At 61.1% G+C, this 16,482-nt stretch carries 20 protein-coding genes; 5 read left to right on the top strand and 15 right to left on the bottom strand.

The features are described 5' to 3' along the window. Positions 1-283 precede the first annotated feature (283 nt). Positions 284-1,819, top strand: a complete 1,536-nt coding sequence (locus L3X40_RS00765; protein WP_092959702.1) for a tetratricopeptide repeat-containing sulfotransferase family protein — start codon at positions 284-286, stop codon at positions 1,817-1,819. Between the two features lie 182 nt (positions 1,820-2,001). On the opposite strand, the gene L3X40_RS00760 is transcribed toward L3X40_RS00765, so the two are convergent. The 6 genes from L3X40_RS00760 to L3X40_RS00735 form a co-directional block, all read right to left on the bottom strand. Further along, positions 2,002-2,241: a helix-turn-helix domain-containing protein gene (locus tag L3X40_RS00760; RefSeq protein WP_092958944.1), complete on the bottom strand. Its 240-nt coding sequence runs from the start codon at positions 2,239-2,241 to the stop codon at positions 2,002-2,004. 401 nt (positions 2,242-2,642) lie between these two features. Beyond that, positions 2,643-3,686 (bottom strand): Csu type fimbrial protein, encoded by a 1,044-nt coding sequence (locus L3X40_RS00755; protein ID WP_092958946.1) that lies wholly within the window; start codon positions 3,684-3,686, stop codon positions 2,643-2,645. Next, positions 3,683-6,079: a fimbria/pilus outer membrane usher protein gene (locus L3X40_RS00750; protein WP_237363830.1), complete on the bottom strand. Its 2,397-nt coding sequence runs from the start codon at positions 6,077-6,079 to the stop codon at positions 3,683-3,685. The genes L3X40_RS00755 and L3X40_RS00750 overlap by 4 nt, the downstream gene beginning before the upstream one ends. A gap of 16 nt (positions 6,080-6,095) precedes the next feature. Continuing rightward, positions 6,096-6,884, bottom strand: coding sequence for a fimbrial biogenesis chaperone (locus L3X40_RS00745; RefSeq protein ID WP_092958950.1), 789 nt, complete (start codon positions 6,882-6,884; stop codon positions 6,096-6,098). A 34-nt stretch (positions 6,885-6,918) separates the two neighbouring features. Then, complete coding sequence (locus L3X40_RS00740) at positions 6,919-7,410, bottom strand: Csu type fimbrial protein (RefSeq protein ID WP_175485355.1); 492 nt, start codon at positions 7,408-7,410, stop codon at positions 6,919-6,921. An 89-nt stretch (positions 7,411-7,499) separates the two neighbouring features. Then, entirely contained in the window at positions 7,500-8,039 is a 540-nt protein-coding gene (locus tag L3X40_RS00735) for a Csu type fimbrial protein (RefSeq protein ID WP_237363823.1), read from the bottom strand. Positions 8,040-8,531: 492 nt separating this feature from the next. Between L3X40_RS00735 and L3X40_RS00730 the strand changes: the two genes are divergently transcribed. Together L3X40_RS00730 and L3X40_RS00725 are read left to right on the top strand one after the other, a co-directional pair. Continuing rightward, positions 8,532-8,822: a type II toxin-antitoxin system ParD family antitoxin gene (locus L3X40_RS00730; RefSeq protein ID WP_092958956.1), complete on the top strand. Its 291-nt coding sequence runs from the start codon at positions 8,532-8,534 to the stop codon at positions 8,820-8,822. Then, entirely contained in the window at positions 8,819-9,199 is a 381-nt protein-coding gene (locus L3X40_RS00725; RefSeq protein ID WP_175485357.1) for a type II toxin-antitoxin system RelE/ParE family toxin, read from the top strand. The genes L3X40_RS00730 and L3X40_RS00725 overlap by 4 nt, the downstream gene beginning before the upstream one ends. A gap of 233 nt (positions 9,200-9,432) precedes the next feature. Here L3X40_RS00725 and L3X40_RS00720 read toward each other — a convergent pair whose 3' ends face one another. The 7 genes from L3X40_RS00720 to L3X40_RS00690 all read right to left on the bottom strand — a co-directional run bounded on the left by L3X40_RS00720 (position 9,433) and on the right by L3X40_RS00690 (position 14,785). Beyond that, positions 9,433-9,939, bottom strand: coding sequence for a redoxin domain-containing protein (locus tag L3X40_RS00720; RefSeq protein WP_092958958.1), 507 nt, complete (start codon positions 9,937-9,939; stop codon positions 9,433-9,435). 65 nt (positions 9,940-10,004) lie between these two features. Next, positions 10,005-10,244, bottom strand: coding sequence for a thioredoxin family protein (locus L3X40_RS00715; RefSeq protein WP_092958960.1), 240 nt, complete (start codon positions 10,242-10,244; stop codon positions 10,005-10,007). 71 nt (positions 10,245-10,315) lie between these two features. After that, complete coding sequence (locus L3X40_RS00710; RefSeq protein WP_092958962.1) at positions 10,316-10,948, bottom strand: MarR family winged helix-turn-helix transcriptional regulator; 633 nt, start codon at positions 10,946-10,948, stop codon at positions 10,316-10,318. A gap of 311 nt (positions 10,949-11,259) precedes the next feature. Beyond that, positions 11,260-12,036 carry a slipin family protein gene (locus L3X40_RS00705; protein ID WP_092958964.1) on the bottom strand — a complete coding sequence of 259 codons (777 nt, stop codon included), beginning with the start codon at positions 12,034-12,036 and terminating at the stop codon, positions 11,260-11,262. Positions 12,037-12,047: 11 nt separating this feature from the next. Beyond that, positions 12,048-13,358: an NfeD family protein gene (locus L3X40_RS00700; RefSeq protein ID WP_237363821.1), complete on the bottom strand. Its 1,311-nt coding sequence runs from the start codon at positions 13,356-13,358 to the stop codon at positions 12,048-12,050. A 475-nt stretch (positions 13,359-13,833) separates the two neighbouring features. Continuing rightward, the gene (locus L3X40_RS00695; RefSeq protein ID WP_139181313.1) at positions 13,834-14,499 is read right to left on the bottom strand and encodes a hemerythrin domain-containing protein; all 666 of its coding nucleotides are present in this window, start codon (positions 14,497-14,499) and stop codon (positions 13,834-13,836) included. 46 nt (positions 14,500-14,545) lie between these two features. Next, complete coding sequence (locus L3X40_RS00690; RefSeq protein ID WP_139181314.1) at positions 14,546-14,785, bottom strand: hypothetical protein; 240 nt, start codon at positions 14,783-14,785, stop codon at positions 14,546-14,548. 33 nt (positions 14,786-14,818) lie between these two features. Between L3X40_RS00690 and L3X40_RS00685 the strand changes: the two genes are divergently transcribed. Continuing rightward, positions 14,819-15,055: a hypothetical protein gene (locus L3X40_RS00685; protein ID WP_237363819.1), complete on the top strand. Its 237-nt coding sequence runs from the start codon at positions 14,819-14,821 to the stop codon at positions 15,053-15,055. Here L3X40_RS00685 and L3X40_RS22280 read toward each other — a convergent pair. Both L3X40_RS22280 and L3X40_RS00680 read right to left on the bottom strand, forming a co-directional pair. Beyond that, complete coding sequence (locus L3X40_RS22280; RefSeq protein WP_272907901.1) at positions 15,031-15,159, bottom strand: hypothetical protein; 129 nt, start codon at positions 15,157-15,159, stop codon at positions 15,031-15,033. The two genes, L3X40_RS00685 and L3X40_RS22280, sit on opposite strands and share 25 nt — an antisense overlap. A gap of 42 nt (positions 15,160-15,201) precedes the next feature. Beyond that, entirely contained in the window at positions 15,202-16,089 is an 888-nt protein-coding gene (locus L3X40_RS00680) for an MBL fold metallo-hydrolase (RefSeq protein WP_237363817.1), read from the bottom strand. Positions 16,090-16,163: 74 nt separating this feature from the next. Between L3X40_RS00680 and L3X40_RS00675 the strand changes: the two genes are divergently transcribed. Then, positions 16,164-16,481: an ArsR/SmtB family transcription factor gene (locus L3X40_RS00675; RefSeq protein ID WP_092958972.1), complete on the top strand. Its 318-nt coding sequence runs from the start codon at positions 16,164-16,166 to the stop codon at positions 16,479-16,481. Position 16,482 lies beyond the last annotated feature (1 nt).

Raw genomic sequence — 16,482 nt, 5'->3', positions numbered from 1 at the left:
ATCCGGGATGCGTGACGACGCTTGCCTGACCTGCCGGTTCCAACCATGAAATTTACCCCTCGTTCGGATTTCGCGCGCACAGTTATCCGGAGCGCCTAGCACCATCAGACAGTCGTTCCTACATCATAATGATGTAAAATATTATGATTTGGTTAAAGCTGGCGGATCGGAAGGGGTTTATCCGTCATCATTCACACGCATATGATGCATGGCAGAATATCCTTGATCGACAATCCCATAGGCGCGAGGTGATGCCATCCAAGCGAATAGCCCTGTTGATCCGATGCGCTTCCTGGAAGCCGGAGACCTGTCGCGGGCCGAAGCGCTCGTCCGTGCACATCTGGCGAGAGCACCGCATAATTCGGATGCCTTGCGCCTGCTTTCCGCGATAGCGGCCGCAACCGGCCACTTCGCCGAGGCCGAGCGATTGCTACGGCAAACCGCCGCCGGACGCCGGGAACTTATTGGCGCCTATACGGACCAGTCATCACTGCTGTGTCGAATTGGCCGGGCCGATGATGCCATCACGCTTCTCGACCGGATGATCGTCGCAGATCCGGAGAGCATCTGGCCGCTATCGATCAAATCAGGTGTTCTGTCCGCCGAACGCCGTACCGGGGAAGTGCTTAAGATCCATCGGGAACTTGTAGAGCGAGCACCCAATGCCACTGTGCTGTGGATGAATTATGCGAACAGCCTGAGCGCTGTGGGACAAACCGACGAAGCGATTGCCGCCTATCGCCGGTCGCTGCAACTGGATCCCGCCAACGGCGCCGCATGGTGGGGGCTTGCCAATTTGCGCACCATCCTGCTGGACGATGACGATGTTGAGGCGATGGAACGGATATTGCCGCAGATCGGCGATCCGTTCCAGAAGATCCAGATCCAGTTCGCGCTCGGCAAGGCGTGCGGCGATCAGGGCCGGTTTGAACAATCCTTCGGCTATTATCGGCAAGCAAATGCCCTGCGTGGAACGGTTGTTCCCTATGATCCGCAAGCGATCCGGGAAACCGTGCTGGCGCACGAGGAGATCCTGACCCCATCGGTCTTCGCCGAACGCCGAGGTTATGGACACGATTCCGATGAGGCGATCTTCATCATCGGCATGCCGCGTTCGGGTTCCACGCTGGTCGAGCAGATACTTGCCAGTCATCCGATGGTGGAAGGGGCCGGCGAGCTGTTCGAGCTTCAGGAGATTGCGGCAGCGCTTCCCGGCAACGACCCGTCAGGAAAATCTCTGCCCAATGTGCTTTTTCGGCTCATGCCGAACGACAGGAAGGTGCTGGGGCAACGCTATCTGGATGCCACGCGGCGGCACAGAAGGAGCGGCCTCCGCTACTTCACGGACAAGATGCCGGCGAACTGGCGATTTGCCCCGCTTATTCATCTGATCCTGCCCAACGCCAAAATCGTGGATGTCAGGCGGGAGCCGCTTTCCTGCTGCGTTTCGACCTTTTTGACCTATTTCAACCGTGAAAGTCGTTTGCCGACCGACCTGTATGACCTCGGCTGCTACTATAATGACTACAGGCGGATGATGGACTATATGGATACGGTGCTGCCTGCGCGCGTGCATCGGGTGCACTATGAAAAGCTGGTGGAAAGTCCCGAGGCGGAAGTGCGCCGCCTTTTGGACTATCTTGGCCTGGACTTCGATCCGTGCTGCCTGCGCTTTTACGAGAATCCGCGGGCCGTTCACACGCCAAGTGCCCAACAGGTTCGAACCCCGATCAACAGGTCTGGTCTGGATCGCTGGCGCAATTATGAACCGTGGCTGTCTCCCCTTGCAATGAGTCTCAATGGATCTGCCAGAAAGTGAGCGTTGAAACCGCAGCACGCCAACATTTCACACGATGTGAAAACCGTCACTTCAGCGGCTCGGAATAACCTGAGTGGGGTACAGCTTGCGCGATACGGCAGATCTCCAAATCCGCCTCTGATGGGATGCCTGAAATTGCAGACGTCACGCGCGTGATGTCTGCAATGGCCTGCCGACAATCCTCACTTCTTTTTCAGTACATTAGCGAGCTCAGCAGGTGGATCAAGGCCGAGCACCGTTGCGACATCAACAAATTCGATGACGTCGAGCCGCCTCTTGGAGAGTTCATAGCGTGAGATAAATTGCTGAGGTCTGCCAAGCTGGCTGGCGAGTTCAGCCTGAGACAAGTCGATCTCGCGGCGGGCATCGATCAACACCGCGAGAAGCTTTTGATAGCGTGTATCCTGAACGCCTCTTGTCACCAGGGACCACCTTTCCTAGCCTGATACGCATACACCCGATAACGTCACTTTCCCGCCAAATATAACAAGGTTCATGGATCATGTCCCGCGTGATGGTGTAGCGCGACGGCAGGGTGTCGGCATCGGCGTGCCGATTGGTCGCAGTTGGCACTTCGCCGGCGCCGGGTTCGATCTTTTAGGCGAGCCCTCGGCGAGAAGGCCTGGCAGATTTCCCTGAAATTCCCTGCCAAGGGAGAGGGTGTCGTTGGTCGGCGCGCGTTGAAGATGTCGGGTCTCGAACAATGGCCAGGCACCGTGGATCTTGAACGTGATCAGCAGCGGCAGGTCAGGCAAATCCGTATAGGCCCTGTAAACGCTGCCGATCATCAGCCGTAAAGTACAGCTTCGGAGGTTTCCTGGTCTTAAAACTCGATGTCCAGAACGATGTTGTCGACATAATGCCCGACTTGCGGGGTTGTTTGAGCCGGATCGATGCGGGCTCCATAAGTGAAACCCTGCTGAACGATGCCGTCGTAGATGCCGGGATTAACCTGCGCCGCCGCGCTGCTGCGGCGCTCTGCGCCGACACTGCCCCAGCGGATACCCGAAGAGGGGACCTGGTAAATTTCGTAGCGCAAATAATCACTCGTCGCTGCGCGGCGCATTCGCCGCCATCCGCCATCGAAGTTGTTCCCATCGCTTAGGCCCACGCTATAAGCGGCGCCGGCGCTGCAGCGGATAGTGATCGTCTGGGTCGCCTCGGCGAAACTGCCTGCGAGCGGCGCGCTGCCAAAGTCGAGGTCCGGTGCTGCGATCGCGCAATCATTCTCGACGATCATGGTCACCGTCATTGTGGTGAGCACGCCGCTCCCCCAGTTGAGGGGCGTGAGCAGAATCGGCCGTTGAAATCCCGGGCTCTCCGAAAAGTCGCAAATCACGAGCACCCCGAGCGTACAGACCGAGAAATACCACCGCAGATTGACGGTCCCGCTGTAAATGCCTGCCCGCAGCCCCGGCTGCGCCTGCGTCTTGACATAGAGCGGCAAGCTGCCTCCTGGACCGGAAAACAGATTGAGAAGCTGGAAACTCGTAAAGTCGAACTCATTGCCGGTGGCGATTGCCGTGCCTCCCTGCGTTGCGGAGATCGTGAACGGGATGGTCTGGTTATCGGGGCCGCCGGTCAGCAGAAACATTGAACTCTCGACCTTGACCTTGATGTAGGACGTGCTGAGCAACGCCAGCGGCGGCGTACAGGCAAGGCCGCCGGCGCCTGCACTTTCCTGTCCGGTCGATGCCAGATCGAATGAGCTGTGACTGCCAAGATCGGCATCGCTGCTCGAAACCGTGCAATATTTGAACGTCTGCGCCGCACCGGGTGACGGGAACGCGATGATTGCGATGAAGATAAGACAGAGCCAGCGGATATGAACCCATGGCCCCCGATCCGCGACGGTGTGGCAGCTCATGGCTCATTCTCCATCAGGCAGGTCAAAGGCCCAACCTTGCTGATCTGGTCAGGTGCCGCATCAAGGTCGAATGATGCGGCACAGGTCCCGCCATGGGGGAGCGTTATGATGAGCCTGTTTTGCGCCTGAAGGCCCTCAATATAGGCGATGCCGTCCCAGCCGACATAAGCGCCGGGCGTGCCATTGACTGCAACGGCGGCGCCGACCGGAAGGGGCTTTCCAGTCGTGTCGTGCAGCCTGACCATCGCCGCTACGACCCGGGACACAGGAAAGTCGAGAAGATAGCCGCTCCCGCGACGCACGGCGACGCGTTGTTCCACGATCGGAGTTTCGACCGCAGGTGGAAGCCCCAGGGGGTCGATGGCATATTTCGCGCGATAATAGGAACTGGCCCATGGCACCAGCAGATGACCGTTGCCATTGGTCTTGCCGATCAGCTGGTTTTCGTAGCGGACAGGCACGTTCGGCTCGCCATTGGTACTGACGACAGCGAAGGCGTCGTTGATCCGGTTGGCGACAAAAGTCGATCCGTCCATCATGACGATAGAGCCGCTTGCGCCGGCCCAGCGGGTATAATCGCCGTTTGCCCCATAGACGCCGCCGCGCAGTTGCATCAGATCGTTGCGCCAGGTGAGATCGGCCTGGGCATAGCGCTCTGTTCTGCTGCCCTCGGCATAGCCGAGATTCCACCCTATGCCGCCATCGCTCGGTACGGCGCGATTATAGTTGACGCGCCAGGAACTGCCGCGGGCCGAGCTGCGCTCAAATCCGCTGCTCGCGGTTCCCCGGTCACGGCCGAGGGGCATGACCAGCTGAAGCGCCGCCGCCCATTTGCTCTCCCCGATCTCATGGTTGGCCGAGGCATAGAGGCTTGTGCTCTTCCAGAACGGCAATCCCCATGAGAGATTGGCGAGACGCGTTCGTTTTCCGTCGCGTGCGCGCGTATCGAAATAGCCGGCGCCAAGACTGCCAAGGCGGTCCAGCGAAACGCTGCCGGTGATGGATGTGCTTCGCCTGCTCAGGCTGAAGGATCCGGCATCATAGACAGACAGATCGGCGAAGCCCGCGCTGCGCCTGCTATGCAGAGCCGTCATACTGAACTTCCGCGCGCTATACTGGTATCCTAAGGTCCATTGATCGCCACTGCGCCCCTTGTATCGGCTATGGCTCCAGGCCGTGTTGACGATGCCGATGTTACCCAGGCGAACCACCCCGCCGACACCGGCAAGCCCGAACCGCTCGCCCGCTTCGCCATGAAGCTCCAGCGTTAGTGTGTCGCTCATGCCGCGCCGCAAGGATGCGCTGGCGGCGACAGCGCCATAGGAGAAATTTTTCAGCCCATAGTCCCGTCGGACAAACCCCGTCGCCAAAGCAAAATCGGAGAGGCCTTCGCGCAGCAGGGCGCCGCTGACGTAAAAGGGTATTGTGGTCGATGCCTGCCGTCCGAGCGCGTCGGTGACCACAACGACAGCCTCGCCGGCGCCATTGATGGACGGAACATTGGTGAGGGTGAAGGGACCCGGCCTTACCTCGGCACCATCAGCCCGATAGCCGTTTATGAAGAGATCGACGGTCGACGGGACGGAAGCATTGCCCGCGAATTGGGGGAGGGGATAGGTAATGACATCGGGGCGTATCGCAAAATCGCGCGAGATCTGGACGCCGCCCAAACGCATGGTGCTGCCCCAGCTCAAGCTGCGCGTGAGAAGATCACCGGCTTCATAAGTCAGCATGTGTCGCTCGTCGGAATAGCGCCAGTAGCTATCATAGCGCCTGAAGCCATCTTTCCCGCTGGCCCCGGACGCCGCCCGATACACGCCGGTCGTCGAGACAATGCCGAACGATCCGAAGGCACGCAGTTCGTTCCATACGGAAAGACTCGCCGCCCCCCGGTCCGGGTCGCTGGCATAAGCATCATAGTTGATCAGCAAGCCCGGGCTGCTGCGTGCGGGCGCGTAATCATAGCGCCGGTCGCTGCCGATTTTCTGCTCTGGCAGCCATTCAGCCGGCACATAGAGCATCAATCGTAGCGTAGTAGCGTCATATTCGGTGCGCAAACCGGCGATGGAGTCGACGGCAACCATGACGGCGTCCTCGTCCTCGACCGCAATGCCGACACTGCGCAAATCAGCTGCCGTCACATGATAACGGCCGCCGCGGAGCAAGGCCGGAACGATCTTGCCGGTCGGGAGCCTGTTGACGACCAGTTCCAGATGCAGCGTCACCTCGTCGACCGGCTGCTCTGCCTGTGGTGCCGGAGGGAGGGAAGAGCCGGACCAGGCACCGCTTGCAATGGCCGGGCTTGCATGAAAGATCGAGCATAATCCTGCCGAGGCCATAAGCCTGAGCCGCCACCGGCGCGGTTTCCATTCGAAGACGCTTCCCTTTTGCATAGAATGCGTCCGGCATCTATTTCGCCGGCGCGACAGCCAGCGCCTCTGAACCGCCATTGATCGTTGCCATCAGGATGGCGTCCGCTTTGATCGCGTCCGGCAATGGCCGGCGGAGACTCGATCCCGCCAGCACATAGCCGAGCAATCCCTGGGCCAATGTCGTCGATCCGGCGCCATGCCTGAAATAAACGCCGGTCAGCCGCGCATGGACCGGTCCAATGTTATGAATTTCCAGATATGATTTTCCGTTCTGGGCACCAATCCGCCAGGAAAGCTCCGGTTGACCGGCGCTCGCCGGATCGCGTTTCCGGTCGGCCCTCGGCTTCCACCACAGACCCTCGCCATAGACGAAGAGGGGAATGGAATAGCGGAACTGCAAGCGGACACCGACGGATGGACCCGTCCCTTCAGCTGAATCGGTCCCTGCATGGGTGGGCACTTCATCGATGAGCAGCCTGAACGCCCGTTCCACGCCTGGCTGCACCGGAACGGTTCGGGTCAGCCGGACCATTTGACGTTTCCCGGCTTCGATCCTGATCATCGGCGGTGTGCCGATAATTTCCTCCTGGTCCGCATATCGGTCTTCGCCATCGACCTGGGTCCAGGACAGTATCCGCAACTGGAGCAACGAAGATCTGGAGCCGCGATTTTCAAGCCACAGGGCAACGGCTTGCTGATCGTGCTCGATGACAGGGTCGATCGGCCAGACGAGGATTGATCCTGCGGCATGCACCGGCCTGGCGGGAGCGAGCGTGACGAACAGGAACAACAGCGCACCAAGGCACAATCTTGTCCGCCACAGCATCACAGGCTTACTCCCCCCAAGATCCGACCGTGTTTCACCAGGTCAGGGTGACCAGCAAAGTGTCGGTATATGTTCCCGCAGCGCTCCCTCCGGGGAGCGAAACCTGGCCGTAAACATGCAATTGCACGTCGTTCATATTGGCTGCCGTCACAAGGATCGACCGGTCCTGATCTATGGTGATCTCGTCCGTCATCCCCGCATTGGCGTATAGGCGATATGGCAGCCGATCCGCGGTCGATGGTCCGAGTTGCATGTTTCGATTGCCGCCGCTTGCGTGCTGGCCACCTCCGAGCCTCATGCTGAGTGCGACGCCTGGCGTACAGCGCAGGGTAATCATCTGGTTTCCCGTAAGCGCGGCACTATGGCTGGCCGTGGACAGGGTCGTATCATTGCCGAAGTCCAGTGTGCCGATCAGGCCGGCATCGCCGCTCGTGCCGACCCCGTCGGCTGCGCATCCGGCGACGATGGTTGCCGATACTTCGAACGATGCGGTTGTATCGGCTTGGGCAGGGCCAGGCATGGCCATGAGAGCCCATAAGCCGAATATCGGCGGCCAGGCATGTTTCCCTGTCAGGCGATGCATGCCGTGACCCGCCGCTCTTCACAACCCCTGCGTCAGAGTTCCAGCACGACGGTGACGGTATCGTTGTAAGTGCCTGCAATTAGGCCGGCTGCGCCATAGGCGCGGCCATTGACTATGATTGTCTGTTCGGAGCCATCGGCGGAGAGCGCGATGTTATCGCCATTGTTGATCACGGTGACGTCGTCCGCTCGCAAAAGATTATATGCAACATACTGTGTCGTGACGGACGTGTGTTGCATTGCCTTGTTGCCGGAACCCGAGGCGTTCGCATCGTGCAGCCCAGTCTGAAAAATGAGATTGGGTGTCACGCCCGCCGTGCATTGGATGGTGATGCCGGCGCCGGTCCCCGTGACCTGGGCGCTGGCTTCGGAGAAGAGCGTCGTCTGGGTTCCGAAATCGATCGCGCCGAAATCGACACTCCCTGCACCGTCGGCCGCATTGGCGCCATTGATGATGCAGCCGCTCTCAAGCGTGATCGTCGCATCGATCGTTCCGGTGATATCGGCATGCGCAATACTGGGAAGGCCCAGGATCGAAAGACCCAGGACGGCCGGGATCACCTGCTTGATCATGCCCATATTTCCTCCATCTCCTGATGGGGGTCGATTAACCCCTGAATTCATCATTCTTCCTCCATAGCTCGCGTCTCGGTTCTTTACATCAAAAAGATGTAGAATTGGTTCGTTAAATAAGGGTTAGAGTTGCCCGCCCGACCCGTTTGGCCGTTGGCTGCGGGATGGCTCCGAAAATTCGGCGGTCTAAGCGACAGTGCCGGCTGGCAACCATTCACGGCACATGCACAACGTCTGCCCGCATCGCCTTCATGCCATGATCAGCCCGCGCCTGTTCGCCCCAACAGCATCACGTGGATCTACAATCGGCAGTTCCGGGCTGCTTTCGACCAGAAGCTGCTCGGCCTGAGTATTCGATCCGGGTGGGCGTCGTGCAGGACAACTTTGCTGCCAGCGTTCAATGGGCACCGCAGACCTGTCGTCGCCCTGGCCATTGGCATATTATGCCAATGGAAGTATGATCGAAAGGATTCGCATGCAGGAGCTTGAGCCATGCCGACCCGCAACGTCGTTCTGACCGACCATCAGCATGATGTCATTGAGACATTGGTCCGCTCGGGCCGCTATCAGAACGCCAGCGAGGTGCTCCGTGACGGACTCCGCATGGTCGAGCAGCGCGAACGCGAGGATGCGCTGAAGCTCGAGGCGCTGCGGCAGGCCGCGCAGGTTGGGCTTTCCGATCTCGCCGCCGGTCGCTTCGAGGATATCGCTCCTGACGCGATCGACGGCTTCATCGCCGACCTGGGGGCTGAGGCCGGCAAGCGAACAGGCGTGCGCGTTTGACCCGTATTGTCCGGCTTGCCGGCTCGGCGCGAGCCGACATACTCGATATATTGGAGCGCTCCGAGGCCGAATTCGGCGCCGAGGCGCGCGTGCGCTATGAACGGCTGATCTCGGCCGCCCTGCATGATCTCTCTGCGGCGCCGGAGCGCCCCGGCAGCGCCGCCCGGCCCGAATTGGGCGCGGATCTGCGCACCTGGCACCTTCGCGGCAGCCGTGAGCGCGCGCGAGGACCGGACGGGACCGTCCGGCGTCCGCGACATCTGCTGCTCTATACGATCATCGACGATCGGATCGTCGGTGTGCTGCGCGTGCTCCACGACGCGGTGGAACTGCACCGCCATCTCCAGTGGGACGACGAGGACGCCGCACCGAAATAGCGGCGAAGATCCGCCTCTGCCACGTCGCGATCGTTCTGGGGGATCGCGCCTTGGTCGCCGCGATCCCCTTCGGCATGTCGCCGGGCAATCACGACTATGACAATTATAGCTTGTGGGAGGGCGAGAACGGTCCTGGGGCCAGCCGACCGCTTTCAGGCGGGCGGGATGGCTGCGCTTCATGGATTTCCCCGCAGTTGCTGCGATAGGCAAGACGCTGCCGGGCGTCCCTGCCACTAAACGCGGGGATATACGCCGGGGCGCGGCAGCGCGGCCTTTGCGATCAGCGCCATGATCTCAGCGCCGAGGCGCAAATCCGGGGCATGGCCGAAATGCTGTGCGCGGCGGTGGCCCTTGCGGTCGATCAGTACGAGGGTTGGCGTGCCCTGCATCCCATAGCGCGCCATCGTGATCGGCAGACCGCCCGGCTCGCCCGGCGCGTCGACGCCGACCGGGAAGGCGATGCGATATTCGTGGAGAAAGGCCTCGAGCGATGTCGGGTTCTGGGCTTCGTGATGCTCGAAGACGCTGTGCAGGCCAAGCACGACGACATCGTCACGGCTGAAGGTTTCATGGATGCGGGTGGCTTGCGGCAGGCCGTGACTGACGCAGCCGGGACACAGCATCTGGAACGCCTCGATGACGACCACCCGGCCGCGCAGCGCATCGAGCGACGGCGGCGTATCGGTGTTGAACCACTGAACTGCCTCGATCGCGGGCGCTGGTCTTGTCGGTGATGTCATCGCATCGCTCCCGAAAATGAGTGATGGTCCCGGCGACCGCCGCCTCCGGGACCATCCATTCAGGGTTAGCCCTTCACATCAGCGAGCGAGGCGCCGAAATTGATGTGAAAGGGCTGGCCGGCGATCACCAGCGCCGGGACCGAGGCGACGCCAGCCGCCTCGGCCTCCGCGATCCGTCCTGGCGCGTCGCCGAGATGGACGACCTCGACGTCATATTGCGCGGGATCGAGCGCATGGGCGAGGCCCTGTTCGGCGCTGACGCAGACCGGGCACCCGGCATGGTAAAACGTCGCTTTCTGGGGCATGATGAGATGTTCCTTCCTTGCTTTCGAGGGTGGAGAACCGAGCGCCCCGTTCGTTGCCGCGAGCGGGGCGCTCACATATGGGCAGGCTCCTTTAAGAAGCGAGCCCAGCTTTCAAGCCGCGCGGATGCGTCGGCTTCGACGTGATCGCCGCAATCGAGACGCAGCGATGCGTCGCCGAAAGCGGCGTCCACGAAGGCGCAGTGATGCGGCGTGGCCGCATCGGAATGGACATTGGGCCGGAAATGCGTGCAGGAGACGCACATGCGCTGGACAGGGATTGCGCCGCGTATCTGGAGCGCGCCGATCATCTTGGTGAGTCCTTTGAGGAAGGCGGCGCGCTCTCCCTCATCGAGCATCTCGACGGCGCCCAACAGGGCATCCGGCCAGACCGCCATTTCGCCGGCCAGGTGCTTACCTGAGTCCGTCGGATGAAGCCGCACCGCACGTGCGTCATCGGGATCCCGAAGCTTCTCGACATAGCCCTTGCGGACCAGCGCGGCGACGGCGTCGCTTGCCGTCGGATGGGTCACGGCAATCTCGGTTGCGATTGCACCGACGCGCGCGGGGCCACGGGCGACGAGATAAGCGAGGATCTGGGCCTGGGTTGGCGTGAGCCCGGTTGCCTCAGCCTGCCGCCAGCCTTCCGATCGCAGCAGCATCCCGATCCGCGACAATCCGGTCATGATATGGGCGTCGGCGGTCATCGGTCCTCGACTCTAATATAGTAGGAGTCCTATATATAATTATCGGGCAGGTCAAGGAAGGCTGCGTCAGCCCTGAATGAAGGAGGGATGATCGATCCCTTGAACCGACTGGCGCATAATCGCGGCGACTTGCGCAAGCTGGTCCAGTCCCTCTCAAACGAAATGGTCGCCGAGCTGTGTCGACGCCAGCGGGCGCAAAGTCACGGGTCGCCCGTGATCTCTGCCACACATCGCGAAGGTTCGTCGTCCGACCGACACGGCTTTCGGCTGATCCCTATCTCGCTTGGGGAATCGCGGCGCCGAACGGAAACTCAATCTTCCTTCCCGCGGCGCGGGACCGCGTTCAGGAAATCCTTGAGGTCCATCGGGAAGGGAAAGACGATTGTCGAGCTGCGCTCGTTGGCGATCACGTTGAGGGTCGAGAGATAGCGAAGCTGCATCGCTTCGGGTTTCTGGCCTAGGATTTCGGCGGCTTCGAGCAGCTTCTGCGCGGCCTGCTGCTCACCTTCCGCGTTGATGATCTTGGCGCGCCGCTCGCGCTCGGCTTCCGCCTGGCGCGCGATCGCGCGAACCATCGATTCGTCGATGTCGACATGCTTGATCTCGACATTGGCGACCTTGATCCCCCAGGCGTCGGTCTGGGCGTCGAGGATCTTCTGGATGTCGGCGTTGAGCTTGTCGCGCTCGGCCAGCATGTCGTCCAGCTCATGCTTGCCGAGGACGGAGCGCAGCGTCGTCTGGGCAAGCTCGCTGGTCGCCTGCATGAAGTTTTCGACCTGAATGGTCGCCCGTTCGGGATCGATAACCCGGAAATAGATTACCGCGCTGACGCGGACGGAGACATTGTCGCGCGAGATCACGTCCTGTGTGGGCACGTCGAGCACCACCGTCCTGAGATCCATGCGGACCATCTGCTGGACATAGGGGACGAGAAGGATGAGGCCGGGGCCCTTGACGGCGGTGAAGCGGCCGAGGGTGAACACCACGCCGCGCTCATATTCGCGCAGAATCTTGATCGCCGCTGTCAGGAACAGAAGAACGAGGACGAACGCCGGAATGTAGAAGGCCAGACTACCGAGCATATCCATCCTGCTTCTCCTTAGTTTTCCATGGAACTGGCGAAATCCGTATCGGCCTGTGTGACGTCGAGCGTCAGGCCTTCAAGCCCTGTGACACGCACGGACATGCCTGCTGTTAGATCGGCAACGCCCGCAGCCTGCCAGCGTTCGCCATGCGCGAAGACATGACCGGTTCCGTTGTTCCAGTCGAGCACCGTGCCGCTGGCCCCGATCATCTCTTCCCGGCCGCTGACGATTTTTCGTCGCCGCGAGACCAGCGCCAGGCGGGCGATCACGACTGTAAGTGCCAGGCTTGCGATGGCCACACTGGCGATGGCTGGCCAGCTGATCTGGAACTGCGGGACGTCGGTGTCGATCAGGATCGCTCCGCCAAGCATGAACGCGACCAGTCCGCCAATGCCCAATATGCCGAAAGAGGGCGAGAAGGCTTCCGCCGCCATCAGGGCGATGCCAAGCAGGATAAGGGCAGCGCCGGCGTAGTTCACCGGCAAGGCCGAAAAGGCATACAAGCCGGTAAGGAGACAAATCGCGCCGATCGTCCCGGGATAGAGCGCGCCGGGGTTCATGAACTCGAACATCAGGCCATAGATGCCGATCATCATCAGGATCAGGGCAACGTTCGGATCGGTGATCGCGCCGAGAAAGCGCGTGCGCCAGTTCGGCGGCGCATCGGCCAGCGTGAGATCGCGGGTCGCGAGCTTGGCCTCGCGTCCCCCGATGGCGACCGTGCGCCCGTCGAGCTGGGCGAGAAGATCGGCACGGTCTCGGGCGACGAGATCGATGACATTCTGCTCGCGCGCGGCATTCGCGGACAAGCTGGCCGCGGTTTGTACGGCTGCTTCCGCCCAGTCCGCGTTGCGCCCCCTGAGCTCGGCGAGCGAGCGAATATAGGCGATGGCGTCGTTGCGGGCCTTTGCCTGACTTGCATCCTCCGCTTTGGGCGCGGCCGCTTCATCCTTTTCGTCCCCGTCGTGGGGCGGGGACAGGGGATTGCCCCCGCCGCCGATCTGCACGGGCGTCGCCGCGCCGAGATTGGTGCCCGGCGCCATCGCCGCGACATGGCTGGCGTAGAGGATGTAGGTCCCGGCACTGGCGGCCCGTCCGCCGCTCGGGCTGACATAGGTCACCACCGGCACCGGCGAACGCAGGATCTCCCGGATGATGTCGCGCATCGCGCTGTCGAGGCCGCCCGGCGTGTCCATTTCGATGACCACCAGCGGCGCGCGCTCGGCGGCCGCGCGCTCCAGCCCCCGAACAATATAGTCGGAGGTCGCGGGGCCGATCGCGCCCTGCAACGACAGTACCGGGGCCGTACGTGCAGGTTGCGCCAAGCCCGGCGCCGCCCAAAACAGCAGGCCCGCCAAGAGACCCAACAGAACCAGGACGAACGACGGACAGAAGGTGGAGCGGATGCGCGTTATGGGCCTCTCCTTTCGCGGTGATTTACCCGGAAGCGTCCATGCTGGACGCAAGTGCCGCGAACAGCAACCTTATGCGCAACATGCCTTCCTTGCCTTTTCCCAGCCATGACAGCCCTCTCATCCAGTCTCACCTCGGGAAGCACCGCGAGACCGTATGTGACATTGCGGGTTCGATCCCGCAGTGTCGCTACGTGAGTTTCCGTAGCGTCGTTCTATGAGTGGAACCGACGCGTAACGAAATTGCGCTTACATTTTTCGCGTTCACTCTGACGAGGCACGCCGCGCGCCTTCGCCCGGGATGCAGCCGCACCAAAGCTATCGATGGAATGGCCGGAAACGACCACTACTAAGCCTTCGGCACACCGTGCTTCAGGGCCGCCCACTATCATGAATCGAGATATTTCACCTTCAGGTCCTTGAGCATGTCGTGCAGCTGTTCGTGGCGACCTGAGCCCATCACCTCCTCTTCGTGTCGATCAAAGGCGGAGACCAGGCCATCCATCACTTCCGGTGCGACGATGCGATCAGCCATCGGGAACAGGACGGTATTTTCCTTCTCGATATGCGTTCTCATGTGGTCGGCATAAGCAGTCGCTGCTTCTGAAAATTTCGCCGGTAACATTGCTGGTTCGGTTGCATTGGCCATTGCCGCGACAAGCGCGCGGCCCTGTTCATGCTCCGACAGCATCACCGACACCGGTCCGCCATCGGCTGGTAGACCTGCCTCAATCATGGCGGGAAACAACAGGCCCTCCTCTTTGCCATGGTGGCATGTGTCGACAAATTCCCGCAGAAACCCCAGAAACTGCATGATATCCTCTGATGTCGCCTTCCCCTGTCTGGCTTCGTCCGAGATTTGATCGAGTATCTTGAGGGCCATCAGGATGGCGTCATGTTCGTGCTTTAGAACATCAATAGCCTGGCTCACCATCGTCTCCCGCTGATTTATGGCATGGATAGGATGATCAAGCATGGAATAGACGACGCTGTCGACCAGATTTTCAGGACCATTGAGTGGCTTTGTGGGGGTCGCGCGAAGCGTTACTGTCACCTGGTGAATGCGCCGCCAAGGAGCAGCGCTGCCGCAGCCAGATCCTTCACCGCACCGCCGCCGGCCCGCGTTCCAGCAGCGGTTTCCTGTGTGCCACTGACGCCAGATAGACCGGATCCTGCTGAATATGAATCGTGTGATCCGAGCGCTGCTTAACAGCCGAGCCGTGAAATTTGTCGTGGATATCAGGACTTTCGCGACAAGGAAAACTTCCTGCGTAGTATTTCGTGGGGCTTATCTGCGCGACCGCTACAAACTTGGCATGGACCGCTTCTTCGCCGAGCATGATCCGGCGGCACGGACCAGGCTGGCGCATCACATGTTCGATGCCATCAAGCGCGGCGACTGGCGCGCGGATGCGGCGACACGCGCCGAGATCGAGACGCTGGCGGGCGCGCCGTCGTCCGTGTCCGGGGCCGATGCGACAAGGGCATCCACAACCGTGCCCCGGCCACTTGTGCCGGTCGCCCCGGCACCAACTCCGAACACGCCTGCGGTGAGTGGTCCATCCGCTTCCGGAAGGGTCTCCGGCTACGAGCTTGTCCCCGCCCAGTAGGCCCGCAAAGCTATGCCGCAGCAGCCGATCATGCCCTTGGTGATGATCGGCTTGTCGTTGATCGGCTTGTCGTTGATCGTGCTGATCGGGGGAGGGGTGATCATCCGGCTGCGGCACGTCGGACCTTTGCCACTGAACAGCTGAACTTAAATTCCCTGCTCAATTCCGTCCTTGATCTTGACCGGGATGCGTAGGAACCGCACGCCATTGGCGTCCGCGGCTGGAAAGCGCCCGCCACGGATGTTCACCTGAATCGACGGTAGCAGCAACTTCGGCACAGCTAATGTCGCGTCGCGTGCTTCCCGCATTGCGACGAATTCATCCTCGCTCACCCCGTCATGCACATGCACGCTGGCGCGGCGTTGTTCACCCACGGTCGTTTCCCAGCGATAGTCGTCGCGGTCGGGCGCCTTGTAGTCGTGGCAGAGGAACAGCCTTGTGTCGTCCGGGAGGCTGAGCAACTTGCGGATCGAGCGGTATAGCTGGCGGGCATCGCCGCCGGGAAAATCCGCCCGTGCGCTGCCGTAATCCGGCATGAACAACGTATCGCCGACGAAGGCTACATCACCGATCCGGTAGGTCAGGTCGGCGGGGGTGTGGCCGGGCGTGTGCATTGCCTCGACCTCCAGCGTCCCAAGCGCGAAACGCTCTCCATCGACGAAGAGCCGGTCGAAGTCGGAGCCGTCGGTCTTCAGGTCATCGAATGCGAAGACTGGGCGGAAGATCTTCTGCACGTCACGGATATGCTCGCCAATGCCGATCTGCGCGCCGGTCTTTGCCTTGATATAGGGCGCCGCCGACAGATGGTCGGCGTGAGCGTGTGTCTCTAGAACCATGGTGATGCGCCAGCCCTTCTCCTCCGCCATCGCCAGTATCCGGTCGGCCGAGCCGGTATCGACCTCGCCGTTGGGCAAGTCGAAATCAAGCACGGGGTCGATCACGGCGGCAAGGCGCGTGGCGGGATCGATGACCAGGTAGCTGATCGTGTTGGTGGACTCGTCGAAGAACGCTTCGATGATCGGCGTGGCAGTCATGAGAACCTCCATTCGTTCCTTGACTATATATTAGTATATTCTATATTAGCAATATCTAACTGAAAGATGTTGCGATGCTCAAGCCCCCGATGGACCTCGCCGCCTTCGAGAAGAAGGCCGGCGAAGTGGCGCAAATCCTGAAGGCTATCGGCAATGACCGGCGCCTGATGGTGCTGTGCAAGCTCGTCGAACATGGCGAGCGCACGGTCGGCGATCTCGCCGATGACGTGGGCCTCTCGCAGTCGGCCCTGTCGCAGCATCTGGCGAAGATGCGCGATGAAGGGCTGGTCGCCTTTCGCCGCGAGAGCCAGACGCTCTGGTACCGGATCGCCGATCCCCGGACCGAGGCGCTGTTCGCCACCCTCTATCAACTCTACTGTCAGGAGGACTGAT

The organism is Rhizorhapis sp. SPR117, from assembly GCF_021742065.1.
The sequence above is the reverse complement of the archived record's forward strand: the minus strand, read 5'-3'. Positions and strand labels throughout refer to the sequence as shown.